Below are 17,765 nucleotides of genomic sequence, written 5' to 3'. Positions count from 1 at the left end.
CGCCTAGGATGGTCATGGTAGGGCTGGCGGCCACGCTGCGACCGCCGGCATGGCGGGGGAGCGGCGCACCGAAGGCAGGAAGGACAGGGAGATGGGTAATCGGGAGAGAGCGAAGACGCTGCTGCTCGTGGTCGCAACGGCGGGGCTCACCGCGTGTGAGGAGGACGGCTCGACCAACCCCCCGTCTCCACCGCTCGTGTGCGACGAGGTCGCCGACGGCTCGGCGCTGTGGGCCAGGGGGACGCTCACCAAGGATCCTCAGGAGCCCAGCGCTCTCCTGTGGATCGAGCTGAACCACGAAGGCGCATGGGTCGACCCCCCGGTCGTGACGGCCCTGTCGGGGATGACCATCACCTCCATCGACAGCTCCTTCGATTCGAGGAACATCCATGCCGTCATGGACGACGGCGCCACGACCGCCAGCTTCCAGGTGCGCGGCAAGCTCACTGACCCCGAGACGACGTGCGACGTCGACCGCACGTTCACCCTGACGATCGGCGAAGAGGACAAGGTCGAGATCACGCGGCACGACGCGCTCCCGTTCCTGCCGCACAGGCACGCCTCGCTCGATCCGCGCAGGCACGCCTCCTTCGACGCGATGCGATGCGATGGCGGCGAGGTCGGGCTGCGCGCGCCGGGCGGCGACGACGACGAGCGCGTCCCACGGACGAAGGCCGCTGGCACCACCGAGGCGACGACCGACGCGGCGCGCGGCGACGCTGGCCGGAGGGGCCGGGCACCGACCAGGCGAAGAGGCTGAGCGAGCGCGGCGAGCTCAGCCCCGCGGTGGCGTCGTGGCATCTCGACCTCACGGATCGCCCCGGGGAGCCGCCCCGGCCGCTTCCACGGCCCGGACGGCGTGGATCCAACGGATGGTCGAGGGCCCACGCCGCGTCTGGTAGCCTGGTCGGCGGGGAGCGGGCCGCCGAGACGCAGCGTGCTCGCCACAGCGACGCTCCTCTGCGCATGGCGGTCAACGTCTTCATCTCCTACGCCCCCGCGGATCGGTCGCACCTCGAAGCGCTCGAGGCGCACCTCGCCTCCCTCAAGCGGCAGGGCCTGGTGAGCACCTGGCACCGCGGCCGGATCGGCCCAGGCGCCGTGCGCGACGAGTCGATCGCGGCGGAACTCTCCTCCGCCGAGGTGGTGGTGCTGCTGGTGAGCGAGGCGTTCCTCGCCTCGGACAGCTGCTACGAGCGAGAGCTCGGGCGAGCGCTGGAGCGGCATCGCAGCGGGGCGGCGCGCGTGGTGCCCATCCTGGTGCGCGCGTGCGACCTGGAGGGCACCGCTCTTTCGGAGCTCCAGGCGCTGCCGCGGAACAGCGTGGCTGTGACGAGCTGGGCCAACCCGGATGAAGCGTGGAGGGATGTCGTTCGAGGCATCCGAGCAGCGGTAGAGGAGGCCGCCGCGAGCGCGCGCCCGGAGGCGGCGCTCACCGGCACAACCGCGCTGCCCGGCGCGCCCGGCGTGAGCCTGCGCGAAGCAGACGAGACGATCCGCGCTGTCGACAAGCAGATCGCCGCCGCGCAGAAGCGGCGGGTGAGGCTGAGAGCCGCCGGCGCGAGCACCGAGGAGGTGGACCGGGAGATCGTCGACCTCCGGCGCAAGCGACGGGAGGGCGGCCAGCTCCACGTCGGCGAGGAGCTCAGCGACGGCCGGTACCTGCTGCTGGAGCGGATCGGGCGCGGCGGGTTCGCGACCGTGTGGCGAGCGCTCGACGCGGGGCGGGGCGACCTGCCCGTGGCGATCAAGGTGCTGCACCCGAACTTGGCGGGCGACGAGGGCCGGCGGGAGCGGTTCTTCCGGGGAGCACGCGCGATGGCGGAGCTCGACCACCCCGGCGTGGTGCGCATCCTCGATCCCAAGGGCGAGGACAGCGGCTGGCACTACTTCGTGATGGAGCTCGTCCATGGCGAGGACGTGCAGAGCGCGGTCGTCGGGAAGCGACTGCCAGCAGAGCGGGTGATTCCGATGCTCCTCAGCGCTGGAGAGGCGATCTCGTTCGCGCACGGGAGGGGGCTCGTGCACCGGGACGTGAAGCCGGCGAACATCCTGCTCGACGGAGAGGGGCTGCCACGGATCACAGACTTCGATCTGGTCTGGGCGCGCGACACGACGGGGGGCACGAGGAGCGGGGCGCTGGGGACCTTCCTCTATGCGGCGCCGGAGCTGATGCATCGCCCGCAGGACGCGGACGCGCGCGCGGACGTGTACGGGCTCGGCATGACGGCCGTGTTCTGCCTGCACGGCGGTGAGCTGCCGCCGATCATGATGCGGTATCCGGGGCGGGTGCTGGAGCGGCTGCCGTGCAGCGATGCGGTGCGGAAGGTGTTGGAGCGGGCTATCGAGTTCGAGGCGTCGGAGCGGTTCCCGGATGTGGCGGCGTTCTGTGAGGCGCTGCGGGACGCAGCGGCGGACGGGGGCGGGACGCCGCTGGAGGTCACGAGCGGCGTGCCGGTGTTCCAGGGCGAGAGGATGTCACAGACGCATGAGGGCTCACGGCGGGTAGCGGGCGGGCTCGTGGAGGCAGTTGGGCGAGATCTGGAAGAAGGCGGCCCGGGTCACCGAGCGATCGAACAGGAGGAGATTGCGTTCGCGGGAGAGCGGTGGGAGCTCAGGGTGCCTCCTGCCTCGCCGGTCGCCGGGACGCACAAGACGAAGCTCTTTCCTTCGCTCGCGACGTCGACAATACGATTTCACGTGAGCCGCGACGAGCGCGTGCGCATCGACGCTGTGGACGGGGAATCCATACGGCAGATCGAAGGACAGCTCACCACCTTCTACGCGCTGCTGCTGCTCGCCCGCGAGCGGCGGAAGGACGCCGCTCACGGGAGCCTTTCCGAGGACGAGCAGGGTTGGATCCACGTGGTCGATCTCGCGAAACAGCTCGGCGTTGACGAGCGGCACCTGAACGTTCTCATCCACCGCGCTCGTCGGGCCTTCGCAAACGCCGGCCTAGGAACCGAGATCGTGCAGAGAAGGCAGCGGGAGATTCGTATCGCGACCGGACGTGTGGAGGAGTTCAAGGCGTAGCAGCTGTGGTCGCGGCTCTGCTGAACCTCATCGCTCCGTTCAGCTCGCAACCGACTGTCGGTCTCCGCTGCAGCGAGCGATGGTGTCGGTCCACCCGCCACAGCGCATTCATGAAGCGCGGGGAGGATCGATGTCTACGACGGGATCATCCGTGAAGGTGGTAGGCCCCGGCAAGGGTGTTCGTCGCGCGGCGCGGGGAGGGCCGATGTCTGAGCCCGGTTGCCCTCGCGCCGCTGGCTCTGCCGGAGGCGCGAGGGCTCAGCCCAGTCCGGCGGGGTCCCCGCGCCGCGCGACGAACACCCTTGCCGGGGGCCGGGCAGCTTGGCCCAATCCCCTCCAACCACAGACGAAGCTGGACGATACGGTCTTAGCCCGTAACCTCCAGGCTTCGGCTCGACTCACCCGCTTGCCTTGCGCGTATACCGGTGCTTCACCCCGAGCGGGAAGTACTCCGGATCCCCCGCCGCCCTCAGCGTCACCCGCGGCGCCCGCTTCCCCGCCGGCACGTAGCTCCTGAACTCGCTGTTCAGCCGGACGAGGTGCTCCTCGATCGATCGCGCTGCCGCCTCGCGCCGCGCCTCGCTCTCCCCCTCCCCCGGCGCGAGCTCGACCACCACCGACAGGACCACATCCCTGTCCGCGCCCTCGCGGACCTCCAGCACGAACTTCCCCGTCACCCACTCCTTCACGCCGGGCTGCTCGATGCCCACGACCACGTTCTCCGGATAGATGTTCGCCCCGAAGTACGACACCGTGAAATCCGATCGCCCGAACACATGGACGAACGGGAGCTCCCGGGCCCCGCGCTCCCCGTCGAGCTCCCGCCGCGGGTCGAAGCCGAAGCCGGCCAGGGCCGCCATCATGTCCGCATGCGAGGTAATGCCCCCGCTGTCGAGGATCGCATAACGAACGAGCGGGACGCCGTTGTCCCCCGAGAAGAGGAGCATCCCGTCGCGCTGCTCGAAGAACCGCTCCGCGGGGTCGTACTGCACCAGCGTGGGGAGCCGGTCCTGCCCGAACAGGGCGCGCGCGGCGTCCGGCCTCCCCGCGAGGAACCGGCGGATCGCGACGCTGAGCGGCGTCTCGTTGCCCAGCACGCCGGCGTCCGCCGTCCCGTACAGCGAAGCCGAGTCGTAGCAGGGCGACGTCGACCCGACGCGCTCGCCGACCAGGGTCCGCCACTCCTCGCTGAACACCTCCCCGGCCATCACGAGCTTGATCTGGAAAGGCGCCCAGTCGACGCCGCGGGCCCGCCCCGTGTCGATGACGTCCTTCAGGAACGGCGGATAGCCGAGCAGGACGACCTGCTCGAACGCCGGCCCCAGATCCTGCACGACGCGGAAGATCTCGTCCTTGTTGTTGCCCGGCGTGACGACCGTGATCGGATACCCCTTCGCCGCGAGGTGACGGCAGCACGCGGCGGTGTACATCCCGCCGACCCACGAGCCGAGCGCGAAGCACACGACCGCGAGCGTGCGGCGCGTGTCGGCCCGGAAGCCGTCGTGGAACACCTGCTCGAAGCGCCGGGCGACCGGGAGCTCGTCCGTGACGGAGCGCGGCCAGAACGTCGGCTTTCCGGTCGAGCCCGAGGAGACCGCGATCATGTCGCACGGCTCGACGCGCCCGCCCCGGCAGAGATCCGCGATGGGGTGCCGGAGCACGTAGTTCTGCTTCGTGATCACCGGCAGCGCCGCGAAATCCGCGGGCGTCCGGATCGCCGCCGGGTCCACGCCGTGCTCCGCGAGGAAGCGGCGGTAAGCAGGGACAGCGGCGGCGACCTCGTGGAACAGCGCGAGCGCGCGGTCGGCCGGATCGGTCTCACGGTGCCGCGACAGCGCCGCGTCGAGCGGCGTGCTCAGGAAGGCGTCGATGGCCGCCAGGACCCGCTTGGGTTGCACATCCTGCATCGCGAGATCTCCCTCCGTCCGATGTTCGCAGGAACGCAGGAGCCGGTCCAACGCCCGCCTGCCTTCCTCCCCCTCGCCTCGCGGGCGAAAGCGCCCGCGCAGGGTCAGCGCCCTCCACCCCCCGCCGCGCCGGCGAGCTCCGCCGCGAGGGCGATCTCCTCGGCGCGCTTCTCGTAGCCGTCCGGCGGCTCGGGACGTGGATTCGCGAGCAGCGACGTGATCACCGTCTCCAGCCAGCGCCGGAGAGGCGTGTGCTGGAAGCCGAGCTCCGCCCTCGCCTTCGCCGGATCCAGCATCGACATCCAGCGGTCGCTGAACGGCGAGATCGCGACCGGATCGATGCCGCGGGCCCTGATCGCCGCCGACGGGATCGGCGCGAGCCGCGCCGGCGCGCCGAGCAGCGAGGCGATGAGCTCGAGCAGCTCGGTGAGCGTCGGCGTCTCGTCCATGCAGAGGTTGTACGCCTCGCCGAAGGTCGACGGCACGAGGAGCAGCTTCACGATCGCCCTGACGACGTCACCGCTGTAGACGTGCCGAACCGCGTGTCCGCCGCCGTCCGGGACGAGCAGCGGACCGCCGTCGAGCATGCGGACGATGTACCGATCGAGGCGGCGGTAGGGATCGCGCTCCCCGTTCACCATCGGGATGCGCAGGACGGTCGCGGGGAAGCGGTCCCTCTGCCAGGCGGCGGCGATCTCCTCCTCGCAGCCGCGCTTGTTGACGCCGTAAGACCACGCCTCGCGGTCCTCTTCGCCCGCGGGCTCAGGGAGGAGCGGTCCGTGGTAGTCGCGCTCGCGCGACGGCCGCGGGCACGCCTCCCGGACGAGGTACACCGAGCCCGTGCTGATCATCACGTAGTGGCCGATGCGCCCGCCGCCGAGCGCCTGGGCTGCCGCGCGGCCGTCCTCGGCCGTGTACGCGGTGAAGTCCACCGCGGCGTCGAACTCGCGACCTCCGAGCGCCTGCGCGAGATCGCCGGCCGCGCGATCGCAGCGGACCCGCGCGACGCGATCGCCGAACGCGTCGGGCGTCGCGCCGCGGTTCAGGAGCGTGACCTGGTGGCCCGCCGCGAGCAGGCGATAGACCAGGAAATGACCCATGAATCGAGTGCCGCCGAGCACGAGGACGCGCATGCGCGGCAACCTATCACCGCCGCGCGCAATGACGATGACGAGGACGAGGACGCCATCACGCGCGGGACGGCGCGCGGGAAGGAAGCCGCCGCCGGGCGGGCTCGCGCGCGGCGCGGACCGGGACCAGGTCGACCCCCGGTCGTGCTAGATAGCGGGCCGTGCCGTTCTCCCACATCCTCGGCCAGGACACCGCGGTCGGCACGCTCGCGCGCGCGCTCGAGGCGGGCCGCGTGCACCACGCCTACCGCTTCGAGGGCCCGCCGGGCGTCGGCAAGGAGCTCGCGGCCGTCGCCCTCTCCCAGGCGCTCGTCTGCACCGGGGGCGACCCGCTCGGCTGCGGGCGCTGCGACGCGTGCCGGCGCGCGGCCGCGCGCTCCGACGGGCGCCCCGCGGCGCCGCTCCACCCCGACGTGCAGATCGTCGCGAAGAACTTCTACCCCGCCGCCGTCATCGGCCGGAGCCGCGACGAGCTGACCGAGATCTCGGTCGACCAGGTCCGCGCCATCGTGCTCGCCCGCGCCGCCTACCCGCCCCACGAGGGGCGCGCTCGGGTGTTCATCGTCCGCGACGCCGAGGAGCTCAGCGTCGGCGCCGCGAACGCGTTCCTCAAGACGCTCGAGGAGCCGCGGCCCGGCACCCACTTCATCCTCTTGACCTCGCGCGGCGATCGCCTGCTCAACACGATCCGCTCGCGCACCCTGCCGGTGCGCTTCGCCCCGCTCTCCGAGGCCCTCATCCGCCGCATCCTCCGCGATCGCGGCGTGCCCGAGGGGCGGCACGACCTCGCCGTCGAGCTCGCCGCCGGCAGCGCGTCCACGGCGCTCGATCTCGCGGACGAGGAGCAGACCGCCTCGCGCGACGCCTTTGTAAAAGGTGTCCTCGATGCCGCGGCCGCCCGGGACCTCGGGCCCGCCGTCGCGTTCGCCGAGTCGGTGGACCGCGACAAGGGCGCCCTCAAGGACGACCTCCGCGCGCTGAGCGCCGCGCTCGCCCGCGAGGCCCGCGCCGCTGTCGCGTCCGATCCGCGCCACGCAGGCCTGTCGGCCCGGCGTTACGCGGCGGTCTCCCGCGCCGTGGCGCAGCTCGAGCGCAACGCCTCGCCGAGCCTCGCGATGGCGTCGCTGATCGCGGAGCTGCGCAGCGTCGTCGGCTGACAGGCGCCGCGCGGCCACGTGGCCGCGCGGGCCGGCGTCAGCCCTCGCCGCCTCCGCCCAGCCGCTCGTATCCGCCGTCCTCGATGCGCCGCCCGGCCCACGCGTGGATCCGCCCCTCGCTGGCGAGCACCACGGCCGCGTCGCGCCCGGCGCCGTCGTAGAGGGCGATGATCCCTGCGTCGCCCACGGGGGGCGCGCCCTGCCCGCACCGCTCGAGCGCCGCCGGCAGCCGAGCCCGCCGCCGCATGGTCGCGCCCGCGATCTCGAGCGTCGCCGGCGGCTCGTCCGGCGAATCGGCCGCCGCGGGCGCGAGCCACAGGATCTCGCGCCGTGGCGCGGGGAAGGCCACGACCGCCCCGTGCGCGCCGCCCTCGGGCGCGAGGAACACCGCGGCGACGATCTCGCCCCGCTCGCGCGCGACGATCGCGCCCGAGAGCCAGCGCTCCTCGCTCCCGGCGAGGACCACGTCGCCGAGCGCGAACGGCAGCTCGTGCCACGGCGCGTCCCCCGGGGGCGCCGCCGGCGCGTCTCGCGCGCGCTCGCCGCCTTTCCCCCCCGGCGCCTCCCGCTCGCGGCGCGACGCCATGTAGCCCACGGTCGCGGCCACCGCGGCGGCCGCCGCGAGCAGCGTGAGGCTCATCGCGCGCCCCTGTCCACCGGCGCCGCGCGCGCGCCCGCCAGCGCGAGCGCCTCCTGGAGCGCCCGCGCCCGGGCGCTCACCTCCTCGAGGGCGCGCGGCGCGGGCGTGCCCTGATCCGGCAGCAGCGCGGCGATGATCGCGGCGGCGGAGCAGCGCGCGCCGACCTCGGCCGCCCTCTCCAGGGAGATGCCGCCGATCGCCACGACCGGGAGCCCGGGACGCACCCGCTCGACCAGGGCGCACAGCGACGCCAGCCCCTCGAGGCCGACCACGGCGTCGGGGCGCTCCTTGCTCGAGGTCGCGAAGATCGGCCCGATGGCGACGTAGTCGAGGCGCTCGAGGGAATCGCCGGAATCACCTGCATCGCGGAGCTCGCTCGACGCCCGCAACGCGGCCTCGATCTGCGCGGACGTGTGGGTCGAGAGCCCGACGCGCAGCGGGACGGAAGCGCGCTGCGCCAGCCTGCGAACCGCGGCCGCCGGGAGGTCGTCCTGGCCGACGTGCACGCCGTCGCAGCGGGCGAGGATCGCGAGATCCGCCCTGTCGTTCGCGAACAGCGGCACCCCCGCGCGTGCGGCCAGGGGCTGGATCGCGCGGAGGAGCGAGAGCGTCTGGGCCGCCCCGCCCCGCTTGTCGCGCAGCTGGATGGCCGCGGGGCGCGCGTCGAGGACGGCCTCGGCGAACGCCGCAGGATCGAGCCCGCGGCGCGCGAGCGAGTCGGTGTCGACGATGGCGTACAGGCCGCGCATGACCACGCTTCGAGCGGTGGGAGAGCGCCCGGGCGCTCCGGAGGAGGCCAGGCTCGCTGGCTACGCTAAGGTTGACGCCCCCGGAAAGAAAGCGGAAGCGTTCGCTCCCGAACGGATCCTCCATGCGCACACGTCTCGTCCGGATCGCCTGTCTGTTCACCTCGATCGCTCCTGCTGCAGCGGCCGTGATGGGGCTCGCGTCGAGCCCTGCGCTCGCGGAGGAGAAGTCGAGCCCCGCGCAGCAGACCGAAGGGCCGGGCTCCGCCGTGCCCGCGGAGGGGCCGAAGGCTGCCGCCGCCCCGCCGCCTGCAGGGAGCAAGGTCGCCGCGCCCAAGACAAGCGCGAAGAAGAAGGCGCCCGAGTCCCCGCCGCTGCCGCCTTCACCGGCGCGCCTGTGGCTCATCGCGCCGTCGCCTCACGGGCCGTGGACGTTGCGGATCGACAACGAAGGGGAGCGGCCGATGCGCATCCCGGCGGACGTGCGGCTGCTGGGCCTCGAGGTCGACACGCTGAACAAGCGCACGAAGAAGACGGTCCGCTGCGCCGCGCCCGCGGGGCTCAAGCCGAGCAGCTTCCCGGAGCGGCGCGCGCTGCTGCTGGCGCCCGGTCAGTCGTACATGGAGCATTTCGACCCGCGCCTGCTCTGCTTCGGCAAGGACGAGGCGGCGCTCGCGGGCGGCTCGGTGGTGAGGACCTGGTACGGCTGGGGTCCGCCGCCCAAGTGGTCGAAGAAGCCGCCGGCGGCGCCGTTCGCTGCGGAGTCGACGGACGATCCGCCGGCGTTCGCCCCTGCGCCCGGCCTCGCGGCGCCCACCGTCGTGCTGAGCTACGGCCTGCCGCCCAGGGAGGCCGCCGCGGGCGATGCGGGCGGCACCGAGCCGGCCTCTCCGGCGGACACGACGGCTCAGCCTCGGGGCGACAAGGCGGCACAATCCTCGGGCGACAAGGCCGCTCAGCCCACGGACGACAAGGCTGCTCAACCCGCGGACGACAAAGCGGCCCAGACGTCCGCGGATAGGCCACCTGGCGAGTCCCCGGACAAGCGCGTTCCGTCGGACAAAGGCCACAGCGCCGGTCCGCCGGGCAAGCCGATCGTGGATGCCAACGCGCCTCGCCTGGAGCTCACGAGCGAACCCTGGTCCGACGCGGCGAGCCCTCGCTCGATCGTCGTCCGGGTGAGCGCCAAGAACGCTGGCAGGCGCCCCATGACCGTCGCCATCCGGTCTCGGATGCTCGAGTTCCACGTCGCCGGCCCGAACGGCGAGACGGTATGCACGGCGGCCCCGCCGACGGGGGCGATCCCGCGCGATCTCTTCAGGACGCTGAAGCCCGGCGCATCGGCCGACGTCTCGCTCCTCCTCCGGGAGGTCTGCCCCGCCGACACGTTCAACCGCGAGGGCCTCTACGAGGTCATGGCCACGCTGCACGCGAACGAGCCGGGCACCGAGCTCGGCCTGGACGCGTACACCGCCGTCGTCCCCGCCAAGAACACGACGCTCCTTCGCGTGAAGAGCGCGCCCGAGCCGTTCTACGCAGCCGCGCCGCGAGCCGCGCCGACGCCCAAGCCGAAGCCCGAGGCCAGCCAGGCGCCGGAACACGAGGAGCACGACCAGTAGCGCGAGGAACAGGACCGCGCGTCAGTGCGGCAGGGACACCCTGAGGCGGGGCACCCCGTCCCTGGCGCGACTTACACCGGCAGGATCCCCCGCTTCTTCTCCGGCCGCTCCACCCGCTTCTTCCGTGCGAGCTCCAACCCCCACGCGATCGCCCTCCGGGTGTCCCGCGGATCGATCACGTCGTCGATGAGGCCCCAGCCGGCGACCTTCATCACGTCGATGTTCTTCTGGATCGCGTCGACCATCCCCTGCTTCACCTCCGGCGGCGGCGGCGCGTCGCCGAACATCTTCCTCGCCGCGATCCCGAGCATCCCCTCCGGCCCCATCACGCTGATCTCCGCGGTCGGCCAGCCGACGATGAGGTCCGGCTCGTACGCGCGCCCGCACATCACGTAGTAGCCCGCGCCGTACGCCTTGCGCACGACCACCGTGATCTTGGGCACGGTGGCCGCCGCCATGACGTGCAGCATCTTCGCCCCGTGGCGGATGATCCCCTCGTGCTCGACCTTCGAGCCGATCATGAACCCCGGCACGTCCTGCAGGAACACGAGCGGGATGTTGAACGCGTCGCAGATCTGCATGAAGCGCGCGGCCTTGTCCGACGCGTCCACGTCGAGGATGCCGCCCATCTGGGTCGGCTGGTTGGCCACGACGCCGACCGGCTGGCCGCCGATGCGCGCGAGGCAGGTGATGATCGACCGCGCCCACCGCGGCTTCAGGTCGAACCGCTCGCCGTGATCGACGATGGCGTCGATCAGCTTCAGCATGTCGTAGGCGCGCCGCGGGCTCTCCGGCAGGAGGTCGAGCAGCGACTCCTCCCGCCGGTCGATCGGATCCGTGATCGGCAGGCGCGGCGGCTCCTCGTCGCAGCTCGAGGGGAAGAACGACAGATACCGCTTCACCGCGGCGACGCACTCGGCGTCGCTCGGGTACTCCGCGTCCCCGACGCCGCTCTTCGTCGCGTGCACCTTGCTGCCGCCGAGCTCCTGCTCGGAGATGTCCTCGCCCGTCATCGCGCGCACGAGCGCGGGGCCGCCGAGCGCCATCGAGCCGACGTCCTTGACCATCGGCACGAAGTCCGCGAGCCCCGGGATGTACGCCGTGCCCGCGGCGCCGGGCCCCACCATGGCCGCGACCTGCGGCACGACGCCGCTCATGTGCACCTGCTCGCGGAACAGGTGCCCAGAGCCGGCGAACAGCGAGATGCTGTCCGGGTGCATCGAGCCGGGATCGATGCGCGCCCCGCCCGAGTCGATGAACCACACGATCGGCCAGCGGCCGCGGAGCGCCATCTGCCGCAGGCGGGTCACCTTCTCCTCGCCCGTCTGCCCGATGCTGCCGCCCTTCACGGTGAAGTCGTACGCCGCCGCGCAGACCATCCGCCCGTCGACCTTGCCGAACCCGCAGACCACCGCGTCCGCCGGCGGCCGGTCGCTCCCGTCCGGCCCGGCCGCGAGCCCCATCTGCGTGCCGTGCATCCCCACCTCGAAGTGCACCCCGTCGTCGAAGAACGCCGCGAGCCGCTCCCGCGCCGTCATCTTCCCGCGCGCGTGCTGCTTTGCCACGCGCTCCTCGCCGCCCATCCGCCGCACCTGCTCCCGGCGGGCCTCGAGGTCCTTCACGAGCTCTCGCATGTTCACGGGCCACCTCTCCCTGCGCGCCCCGGCGCGCCTACCTGCCCGACCAGCGGGGCTTTCGCTTCTCCAGAAAGGCCAGGAGCCCTTCCCGCGCGTCGTCCGTCGCGAGGCAGCCGGCGAGCCGCTCGCGCAGGAGCGGCAGCGCCGACTCGAGGTCGAGATCGTCCTGCGCCGCGAACGCCTCGAGGCCGAGGCGCACCGCGATCGGGCTCTTCGAGGCGATGGCGGAGGTCACCTCGTCGACCGCGGCGTCGAGCGCTCCCGGCTCGACCACCTTGTTGAGCAGGCCGCACTGCGCGGCCTCGTCGGCGTCGAGGCGCTGCCCGAGGAGCATCATCTCCAGCAGCTTGCGCCGGCTCACGTGCCGCTGGAGCACCGCCATGATCATCATCGGGAACAGGCCGACGTTGATCTCCGGCGTCCCGAGCTTGGCGCCGCGGGCGCCGATCGCGAAGTGCGACGCCGCGACGAGCCCGAGCCCGCCGCCCAGCGCGTGCCCGTTCACCCGCGCCACGATCGGCTTGCTCGAGTTCGCGAAGGCGAGCAGGAGGTCCGCGTAATCGCCCTTCATCTCGGGCGGCGGCGCCCCCTCCGCGCCCGCGATCTGCGCGAAGTCCCCGCCCGCGCAGAACGCGTCGCCCGCGCCGGTCAGGACCACGCAGCGCACCGCCTCGTCCGCCGCGCCCGCCGCGAGGGCGTCGAGCAGCTCGCTCACCATCGCCGGCCCGATCGCGTTCTTGCGCCACGGGTTGTTCAGCGTGAGCCGGAGGACGCCCCCCGCGAAAAAGGCCTGGATGACCGTGTACGCGCGCTCCGTCACGAGGCCGCCCCTCCTGCCGCTCCTGTCGCGCCGTCGTCGCGCAGGCCCAGGATCTGCCGGGCTTCCTCGACCGTCGCCGGCCGGCGGCCGACGTCGCGCACCATGCGCACGGCCACCTCGCAGAGCTCTCCGTTGCTGCGCGCCATCTCGCCGCTCGGCAGGTAGAAGTGGTCCTCGAGCCCGCACCGCACGTTGCCGCCGAGCACGAGCGCCGCCGCCAGCATCCTCCACTGCCCGTGGCTGATCCCGATCACCTCCCACTCCGAGCCGGGAGGCATGATCCTGGTCTGGAGCTGGAGCGACTCCACGTGCGCGGGGATGCCGCCCAGCACGTTGACGATGAACGAGAACTGGAGCGGGGGTTTGAGCAGCCCCATGTCGACGAGCGGCCAGGTGCCCTGGGTGTGCCCCGTATCGAAGCACTCGAGCTCTGGCTTCGTCCCGGCCTCGTTCATTGCGTCAAGGAGCTTGCTGATCTTCGCGTAGGTGTTGGGAAACACCATATCGAAATCGAAGGTCTTCCGCGCGCGCGAGTACTTCGAGTAGTTCATGGTGCCCATGTTGAGCGCCGCGATCTCGGGGCGGCTCTCCCGGAGGGTCGCGCACTGCTCGCTCACGTCGTCGAGGAGGGTGCCCGTCGAGAAGTTCAGGATCACCGGGCAGCGCTGGCGCACCTCGTCCTTGATCCGCGCGAACACGGCCGGAGAGAACGTCGGTGATCCGTCGTCGTTGCGCGCATGGATGTGCACCGCCGCCGCCCCTGCGTCGTAGGCCCGCTTCGCCTCCTCGGCGATCTCGACCGGCGTATAGGGGATGGCGGGGCATTGCTTGCGGCCGGCGAGCACCCCTGACAGCGCGCAGGTCACCACGCAGATATCGGGATCTCGTCCGTTCGGATCCCTCGGTTCCCCGGTGAACGTCGGCTTCTCTCTCATGCCCCCTGCCTCCCTTTCGTGTCCTCAGCGCCGTCGCTCTTCTTCTGTCCGGCTCTGTCCGACCCGCGAGACCACCTGTTTTTGCAGCTTCGTCAGGATCCGGAGCAGATCGCGCAGATCGGTCGGGCTCAAGCTCAGCAGCGCGCTCCGGAAGATCTCCATCGGTTCGACCTGGATCTCGCGGGCGAGCCGCGCCCCCTTCTCGCTGAGCCGGATGTGGACGACGCGCCGGTCGGCCTTCGAGCGTTCGCGGCGGACGAGCCCCTCTCGCTCCATGCGATCGACGATCCCGGTCACCGTGCTGTTCTGCGCCCGGATGCGCTCCGACAGCGTGGACAGCGAGAGATCCTGGAACGACTCGAGCAGCTTGAGGATGGTGAGCTGTGGCCCGGTGAGGCCGAATCCGCTCGCCATGCCCTTCGTGAGCCTGCGCGACTCCGTGTAGAGATAGATGATCATCTCCACGATGGCGTCGATCTCCGGCCTCTCGGGCGGCGGCAGGGTCGCTGTCACGATGCTTCGTGTACGAAATATTCTCTCCCCGGGGGTGCGTCAAGCTCCCGCGCCCCCCTCCGACCGAGCGGTCGCTGTCCCACCCCCGGGCATCGGCGTTCACCAAGCTCGTCCGGTCACCGAAGCCCGCCCCCACCATCGGTCACCAACGTGGACGTTTACGTGGTCGTGAACGTTTACGTGGTCGTGGCCGTGAACGTTTACGTGGTCGTGGTCGTCAACGATAGGCCGTGAACGACCACGACCACGACCACGTAAACGTCCACGTAAACGTTCGGATGTAGGAGAACGCGGCGCGAAGTCGGATCTACCGCCGCTTCCCTGTCGACCGGTCTGCCCGGAGCTCCCGGATGCACCACCTCAGCGCCTCCTGGAGGTCCCGATGCACCTGGACGGACGAGAGCTCGACGCCGAGCGACGAGGCCGTCTGCGCCACCTGCGGCTGGACCCCGGCCACGACCCCTTGCGCGCCGAGCAGCTCGATCGTCTTGAGCATGCTGATGAGGTGCTGCGCCGTCGTCGAGTCGACCTCCTCGACCCCCGTCACCTCGACGATCGCGTAGCGCGACTTCGTCTCGACGATCGTGCGCAGCAGCTTCTCCGTGATCTCTGTCGCCCGGTGGCGATCGATGCTGCCGACGAGCGGCAGCACGAGCACGCTGTCCCAGACCTGGATGATCGGCGTCGACAGCGTCTCGATCGCGGACTCCTGCCGCGAGATCACCGCGCGCATCGACTCCTGCTGCTCGACCACCTCGCGCAGCGACTCCTCGGCGCGCATGCGCTCCAGCGTGATCGCGAACATCTCGCCGATGACCTGGAGCAGCGCCCGGACGCTCTTGTCCCACGCGCGGGTCGATCGCACCGCGTCGAGCCCCACGACGCCCACGAGCCGCCCCGCGTACGCTGCAGGCATCCGGACGAGCGAGGCGATCCCGAGCTCCGTGAAGGCCCGCCGCTCGCTCGCTGCCTCATCCGGCAGGTCGGCCACGCGCGGCACGTCGCACACCTCGAGGCGGAACAGCCGCTCGACGAGCCACGGATACACGTCCCTGGACACGACTCCCCGCTCCGCGCGCAGCGACGGCACCCCGTCGGCGCACCACTCGTGCGTGTTCAGGAACCGCCGCCCGTCCTCCGCGAGGAGGAACAGGCTCGTCCTGTCGGCGCGCAGCGCCTTGCCGAGCTCCGCGAGCGCCGAGTGGAAGCCGCGGTCGACGTCCGAAAGCTTCACGTTGATGAAATGGGACGAGATCGACGCGACAAGCATCTTCGTCTCGATCCGCTGCATCAGCGCCCGCTCGAGGCGCTTCTGCTTGCCCACGTTGCGCGCCCACCCGTACACGAGCCCTTCGCTCGGCACCGAGAGCATCGACCACGACAGCCAGACGTAGAGGCCGCTCCTGCTCCTGCACCGGTTCTCCAGCCCGAGCGTGACGGGCCCCTGGCGGAGCCGATCCATCTGCTCCCTGGTCGCGACGACGTCGTCCTGGTGCACGAGATCGAGGAGGCTCCGGCCGACGAGATCCTCGGTCCCCAGGCCGAGCGTCCGCTCCCAGGCGCCGCTCACCCGCAGGAACGATCCATCGCTCCGCAGAACACACAGCGGATCGGGACAGACAGCGAAGAACCTCTCTACGTCCGCTTCGTTCGCAGGTGTGCCCATCGCCGGTCGCCTTACCCAGCCCACACCCCCACGCTTAGGTCTCCTTGACGTCCTCGAACGTCGTCCGCGCGGCCACGTGCTCCTCGTTCAGGTTGAGCAGGATGGGCAGCGTCTCGTGCTGCCAGTCATCGTCGAGGATCCGCCGCACGGTCACCCGGCCGGGCACCAGGTTGTACACGGCGTCCACGATATCCATGATGACGTAGAAGCCGTTCGAGTTGCAGAACCGCATCTTCACGAAATCCATCACCGTGGACGTGATCGGGTGCTGCGGGAGGACTCGGGCGAGCTCGTCCAGGTAGCTCGACAGGTACCGGTACGGGTTGTCGATCCGGATAGCGCCCTCGAAGGTCAAGACGAGGCGGTTGTCGTCATCGAGCCGGGCGACCGACTGAAAGACGCTCAGCCCGCCATCCGTGATTTCTCCATAGCTGAGAGCCTTCATACGCGACCTTTCGTGGAAAACATACGCAGCCTTTTCAAGGGAAAGTAGCCTGGACGACGAGGATTCCATCGACGTACTGCGTCGAGAGATGGAACTTGTTCTCGGCGGTCAACCGAATGAGCCCTAGACCGCCCCTGCGTCGATCGTTGCGCCGCTCGCGCACCGTCCTGGCAAAGAGCTCTCTCGGGTCCTCCGCGGCGAAGATCTCGTCGAATACCGCCTTGACGGTCCGGTACTCTTCCGGCGTAACGCGGTTGGATACCTTGATGAGCAATCGATCCGGATCGATGCTCAGATCGAGCCGCACCTCGCTCTCACGCTCGGTCCCGTGCTGGAGCACGTTGGTGACCAGCTCCGTGACCACCACGTTGACCTTCTGGCAGATCCGCCTGGGATAGAACCTCACCAGCAGCGCGTCCAAAAAGTTCGCAAGCAGGCCGGCCACGTCGCCCGTGATGTGATCGATCGGAGATATATATATCGATGCACCGACCGACGTCTGCGAATGATTCTTCTCGGGCTTCATCAGGCGCACCTTCGCAGGATGATCAGTGTGATGTCGTCGGCGTCCGCCACCCGGAACCGCGTGTAGTCCTCGATGCACCGGTCGAGGATCACCTGCACCGGTTCCTCGCTGTGCTTGACGACGATTTCGTTGAGACGTTGCACGGAATATATCTCCCCGCTCGCGTCCTGCGCCTCGAACATCCCGTCTGTGTACAAGGCGAGGACGTCATCCTCCTCGAACGGCAGCTCGAACTCGTGAAATGGCTTGATGCGCAGACCGATAAAGTTGCTCACCCGGTTGAACGAGCGAGGCGTACCGCGACGGACCAGGAGCCCGTACCCTCCGCCCGAGACGTAGCGGAGGAATCGGTCAGTAAACATGACGAAGTTCACCGTCGCGTAACGGCGAACCTCCCGGAGGAACGAGTAGGCGCTCCGGTTCACCCAGTCCACGATCGCCCCAGGGCTATCGAGCCTCTTGGTAGCGTGGGCGAACTGCGCCTTCAGAAACGCCATGATGAGCGCCGACGATACTCCGTGACCTGAGATATCGTAAACACCTATCGCGTGGCGCTCGCCGGGAAGGTAGAAGAAGTCGTAGTAGTCTCCGCCGACCTGGGCGAGCTGCTTGTGGAAGATGGCCATGTCGAAGGACGAGGCGATGGCCCCGCTCGCCTCCGGAAGCAGGGCGCGCTGGACCTGCCGCGCCACCGCGAGGTCGTCGTCGATGGCCCGGTTGTACCCTTCGAGCTCGTTCTCGATGCTGGTCGCGTGTTCCAGGATCGCCTCGTGCACCAGGGAGAGGTCGTCGAAGTCGAGCTTCAGCTTGTCGACGTACTCCAGCAGCGCGTTGCAGCGCTCCATGAAGTCTGTGAAGTTCCCCTCGTCGCGGAGCAAGGTGTTCCACGCTTGCCGCTCCTTCACGATCGCCCTGATGGCATCCAGATTGCTCTGCTTCTGCAGGAAGCCTCTGGAGTGCATCGAGCTGATGTCCTTGGGTGCAGTCATGG

At 70.5% G+C, this 17,765-nt stretch carries 16 protein-coding genes; 4 read left to right on the top strand and 12 right to left on the bottom strand.

The window, feature by feature from the left end; translation table 11 throughout:
- Window positions 1-91: 91 nt before the first annotated feature.
- Together WMF46_RS09815 and WMF46_RS09810 are read left to right on the top strand one after the other, a co-directional pair.
- Complete coding sequence (locus tag WMF46_RS09815; protein WP_437985366.1) at window positions 92-760, top strand: hypothetical protein; 669 nt, start codon at window positions 92-94, stop codon at window positions 758-760.
- Between the two features lie 206 nt (window positions 761-966).
- Window positions 967-3,033 (top strand): protein kinase domain-containing protein, encoded by a 2,067-nt coding sequence (locus WMF46_RS09810; RefSeq protein WP_437985365.1) that lies wholly within the window; start codon window positions 967-969, stop codon window positions 3,031-3,033.
- A gap of 398 nt (window positions 3,034-3,431) precedes the next feature.
- Here the strand turns inward: WMF46_RS09810 and WMF46_RS09805 are convergent, their stop codons facing one another.
- Both WMF46_RS09805 and WMF46_RS09800 read right to left on the bottom strand, forming a co-directional pair.
- The gene (locus WMF46_RS09805; RefSeq protein WP_437985364.1) at window positions 3,432-4,940 is read right to left on the bottom strand and encodes a phenylacetate--CoA ligase family protein; all 1,509 of its coding nucleotides are present in this window, start codon (window positions 4,938-4,940) and stop codon (window positions 3,432-3,434) included.
- 104 nt (window positions 4,941-5,044) lie between these two features.
- Window positions 5,045-6,073 (bottom strand): NAD-dependent epimerase/dehydratase family protein, encoded by a 1,029-nt coding sequence (locus WMF46_RS09800; RefSeq protein WP_437985363.1) that lies wholly within the window; start codon window positions 6,071-6,073, stop codon window positions 5,045-5,047.
- 158 nt (window positions 6,074-6,231) lie between these two features.
- Between WMF46_RS09800 and WMF46_RS09795 the strand changes: the two genes are divergently transcribed.
- Window positions 6,232-7,227 carry an ATP-binding protein gene (locus tag WMF46_RS09795; RefSeq protein WP_437985362.1) on the top strand — a complete coding sequence of 332 codons (996 nt, stop codon included), beginning with the start codon at window positions 6,232-6,234 and terminating at the stop codon, window positions 7,225-7,227.
- A 37-nt stretch (window positions 7,228-7,264) separates the two neighbouring features.
- Here the strand turns inward: WMF46_RS09795 and WMF46_RS09790 are convergent, their stop codons facing one another.
- Window positions 7,265-7,867 carry a hypothetical protein gene (locus tag WMF46_RS09790; RefSeq protein WP_437985361.1) on the bottom strand — a complete coding sequence of 201 codons (603 nt, stop codon included), beginning with the start codon at window positions 7,865-7,867 and terminating at the stop codon, window positions 7,265-7,267.
- The gene (locus WMF46_RS09785; RefSeq protein WP_437985360.1) at window positions 7,864-8,616 is read right to left on the bottom strand and encodes a thiamine phosphate synthase; all 753 of its coding nucleotides are present in this window, start codon (window positions 8,614-8,616) and stop codon (window positions 7,864-7,866) included. Before WMF46_RS09785 ends, WMF46_RS09790 begins: the two co-directional genes overlap by 4 nt.
- A 122-nt stretch (window positions 8,617-8,738) precedes the next feature.
- Here WMF46_RS09785 and WMF46_RS09780 point away from each other — a divergent pair, with 122 nt between their 5' ends.
- Window positions 8,739-10,232, top strand: coding sequence for a hypothetical protein (locus WMF46_RS09780; protein ID WP_437985359.1), 1,494 nt, complete (start codon window positions 8,739-8,741; stop codon window positions 10,230-10,232).
- 71 nt (window positions 10,233-10,303) lie between these two features.
- Here WMF46_RS09780 and WMF46_RS09775 read toward each other — a convergent pair whose 3' ends face one another.
- The 8 genes from WMF46_RS09775 to WMF46_RS09740 all read right to left on the bottom strand — a co-directional run bounded on the left by WMF46_RS09775 (window position 10,304) and on the right by WMF46_RS09740 (window position 17,763).
- Window positions 10,304-11,866 carry an acyl-CoA carboxylase subunit beta gene (locus WMF46_RS09775; protein ID WP_437987874.1) on the bottom strand — a complete coding sequence of 521 codons (1,563 nt, stop codon included), beginning with the start codon at window positions 11,864-11,866 and terminating at the stop codon, window positions 10,304-10,306.
- Between the two features lie 37 nt (window positions 11,867-11,903).
- Complete coding sequence (locus WMF46_RS09770) at window positions 11,904-12,689, bottom strand: enoyl-CoA hydratase/isomerase family protein (protein WP_437985358.1); 786 nt, start codon at window positions 12,687-12,689, stop codon at window positions 11,904-11,906.
- A complete protein-coding gene (locus WMF46_RS09765) occupies window positions 12,686-13,624 on the bottom strand; it encodes a 3-keto-5-aminohexanoate cleavage protein (protein ID WP_437985357.1) in 939 nt (312 codons plus the stop codon). Before WMF46_RS09765 ends, WMF46_RS09770 begins: the two co-directional genes overlap by 4 nt.
- Before the next feature lie 24 nt (window positions 13,625-13,648).
- Window positions 13,649-14,137 carry a MarR family winged helix-turn-helix transcriptional regulator gene (locus WMF46_RS09760; RefSeq protein WP_437716672.1) on the bottom strand — a complete coding sequence of 163 codons (489 nt, stop codon included), beginning with the start codon at window positions 14,135-14,137 and terminating at the stop codon, window positions 13,649-13,651.
- 307 nt (window positions 14,138-14,444) lie between these two features.
- On the bottom strand, window positions 14,445-15,803 hold the full coding sequence (locus tag WMF46_RS09755; RefSeq protein WP_437985356.1) for an STAS domain-containing protein: 1,359 nt from the start codon (window positions 15,801-15,803) through the stop codon (window positions 14,445-14,447).
- 34 nt (window positions 15,804-15,837) lie between these two features.
- Complete coding sequence (locus WMF46_RS09750; protein WP_012234416.1) at window positions 15,838-16,248, bottom strand: hypothetical protein; 411 nt, start codon at window positions 16,246-16,248, stop codon at window positions 15,838-15,840.
- A gap of 34 nt (window positions 16,249-16,282) precedes the next feature.
- Window positions 16,283-16,774: an ATP-binding protein gene (locus WMF46_RS09745; RefSeq protein ID WP_231864758.1), complete on the bottom strand. Its 492-nt coding sequence runs from the start codon at window positions 16,772-16,774 to the stop codon at window positions 16,283-16,285.
- On the bottom strand, window positions 16,774-17,763 hold the full coding sequence (locus WMF46_RS09740) for a PP2C family protein-serine/threonine phosphatase (RefSeq protein ID WP_437716670.1): 990 nt from the start codon (window positions 17,761-17,763) through the stop codon (window positions 16,774-16,776). Before WMF46_RS09740 ends, WMF46_RS09745 begins: the two co-directional genes overlap by 1 nt.
- Between the last annotated feature and the right edge of the window lie 2 nt (window positions 17,764-17,765).

The organism is Sorangium sp. So ce117 (assembly GCF_051524395.1).
Taxonomy (GTDB): Bacteria; Myxococcota_A; Polyangia; order Polyangiales; family Polyangiaceae; genus Sorangium; species Sorangium cellulosum_B.
Note: the sequence above shows the minus strand (reverse complement) of the source record. Positions and strands in the feature narration are given on the sequence as shown.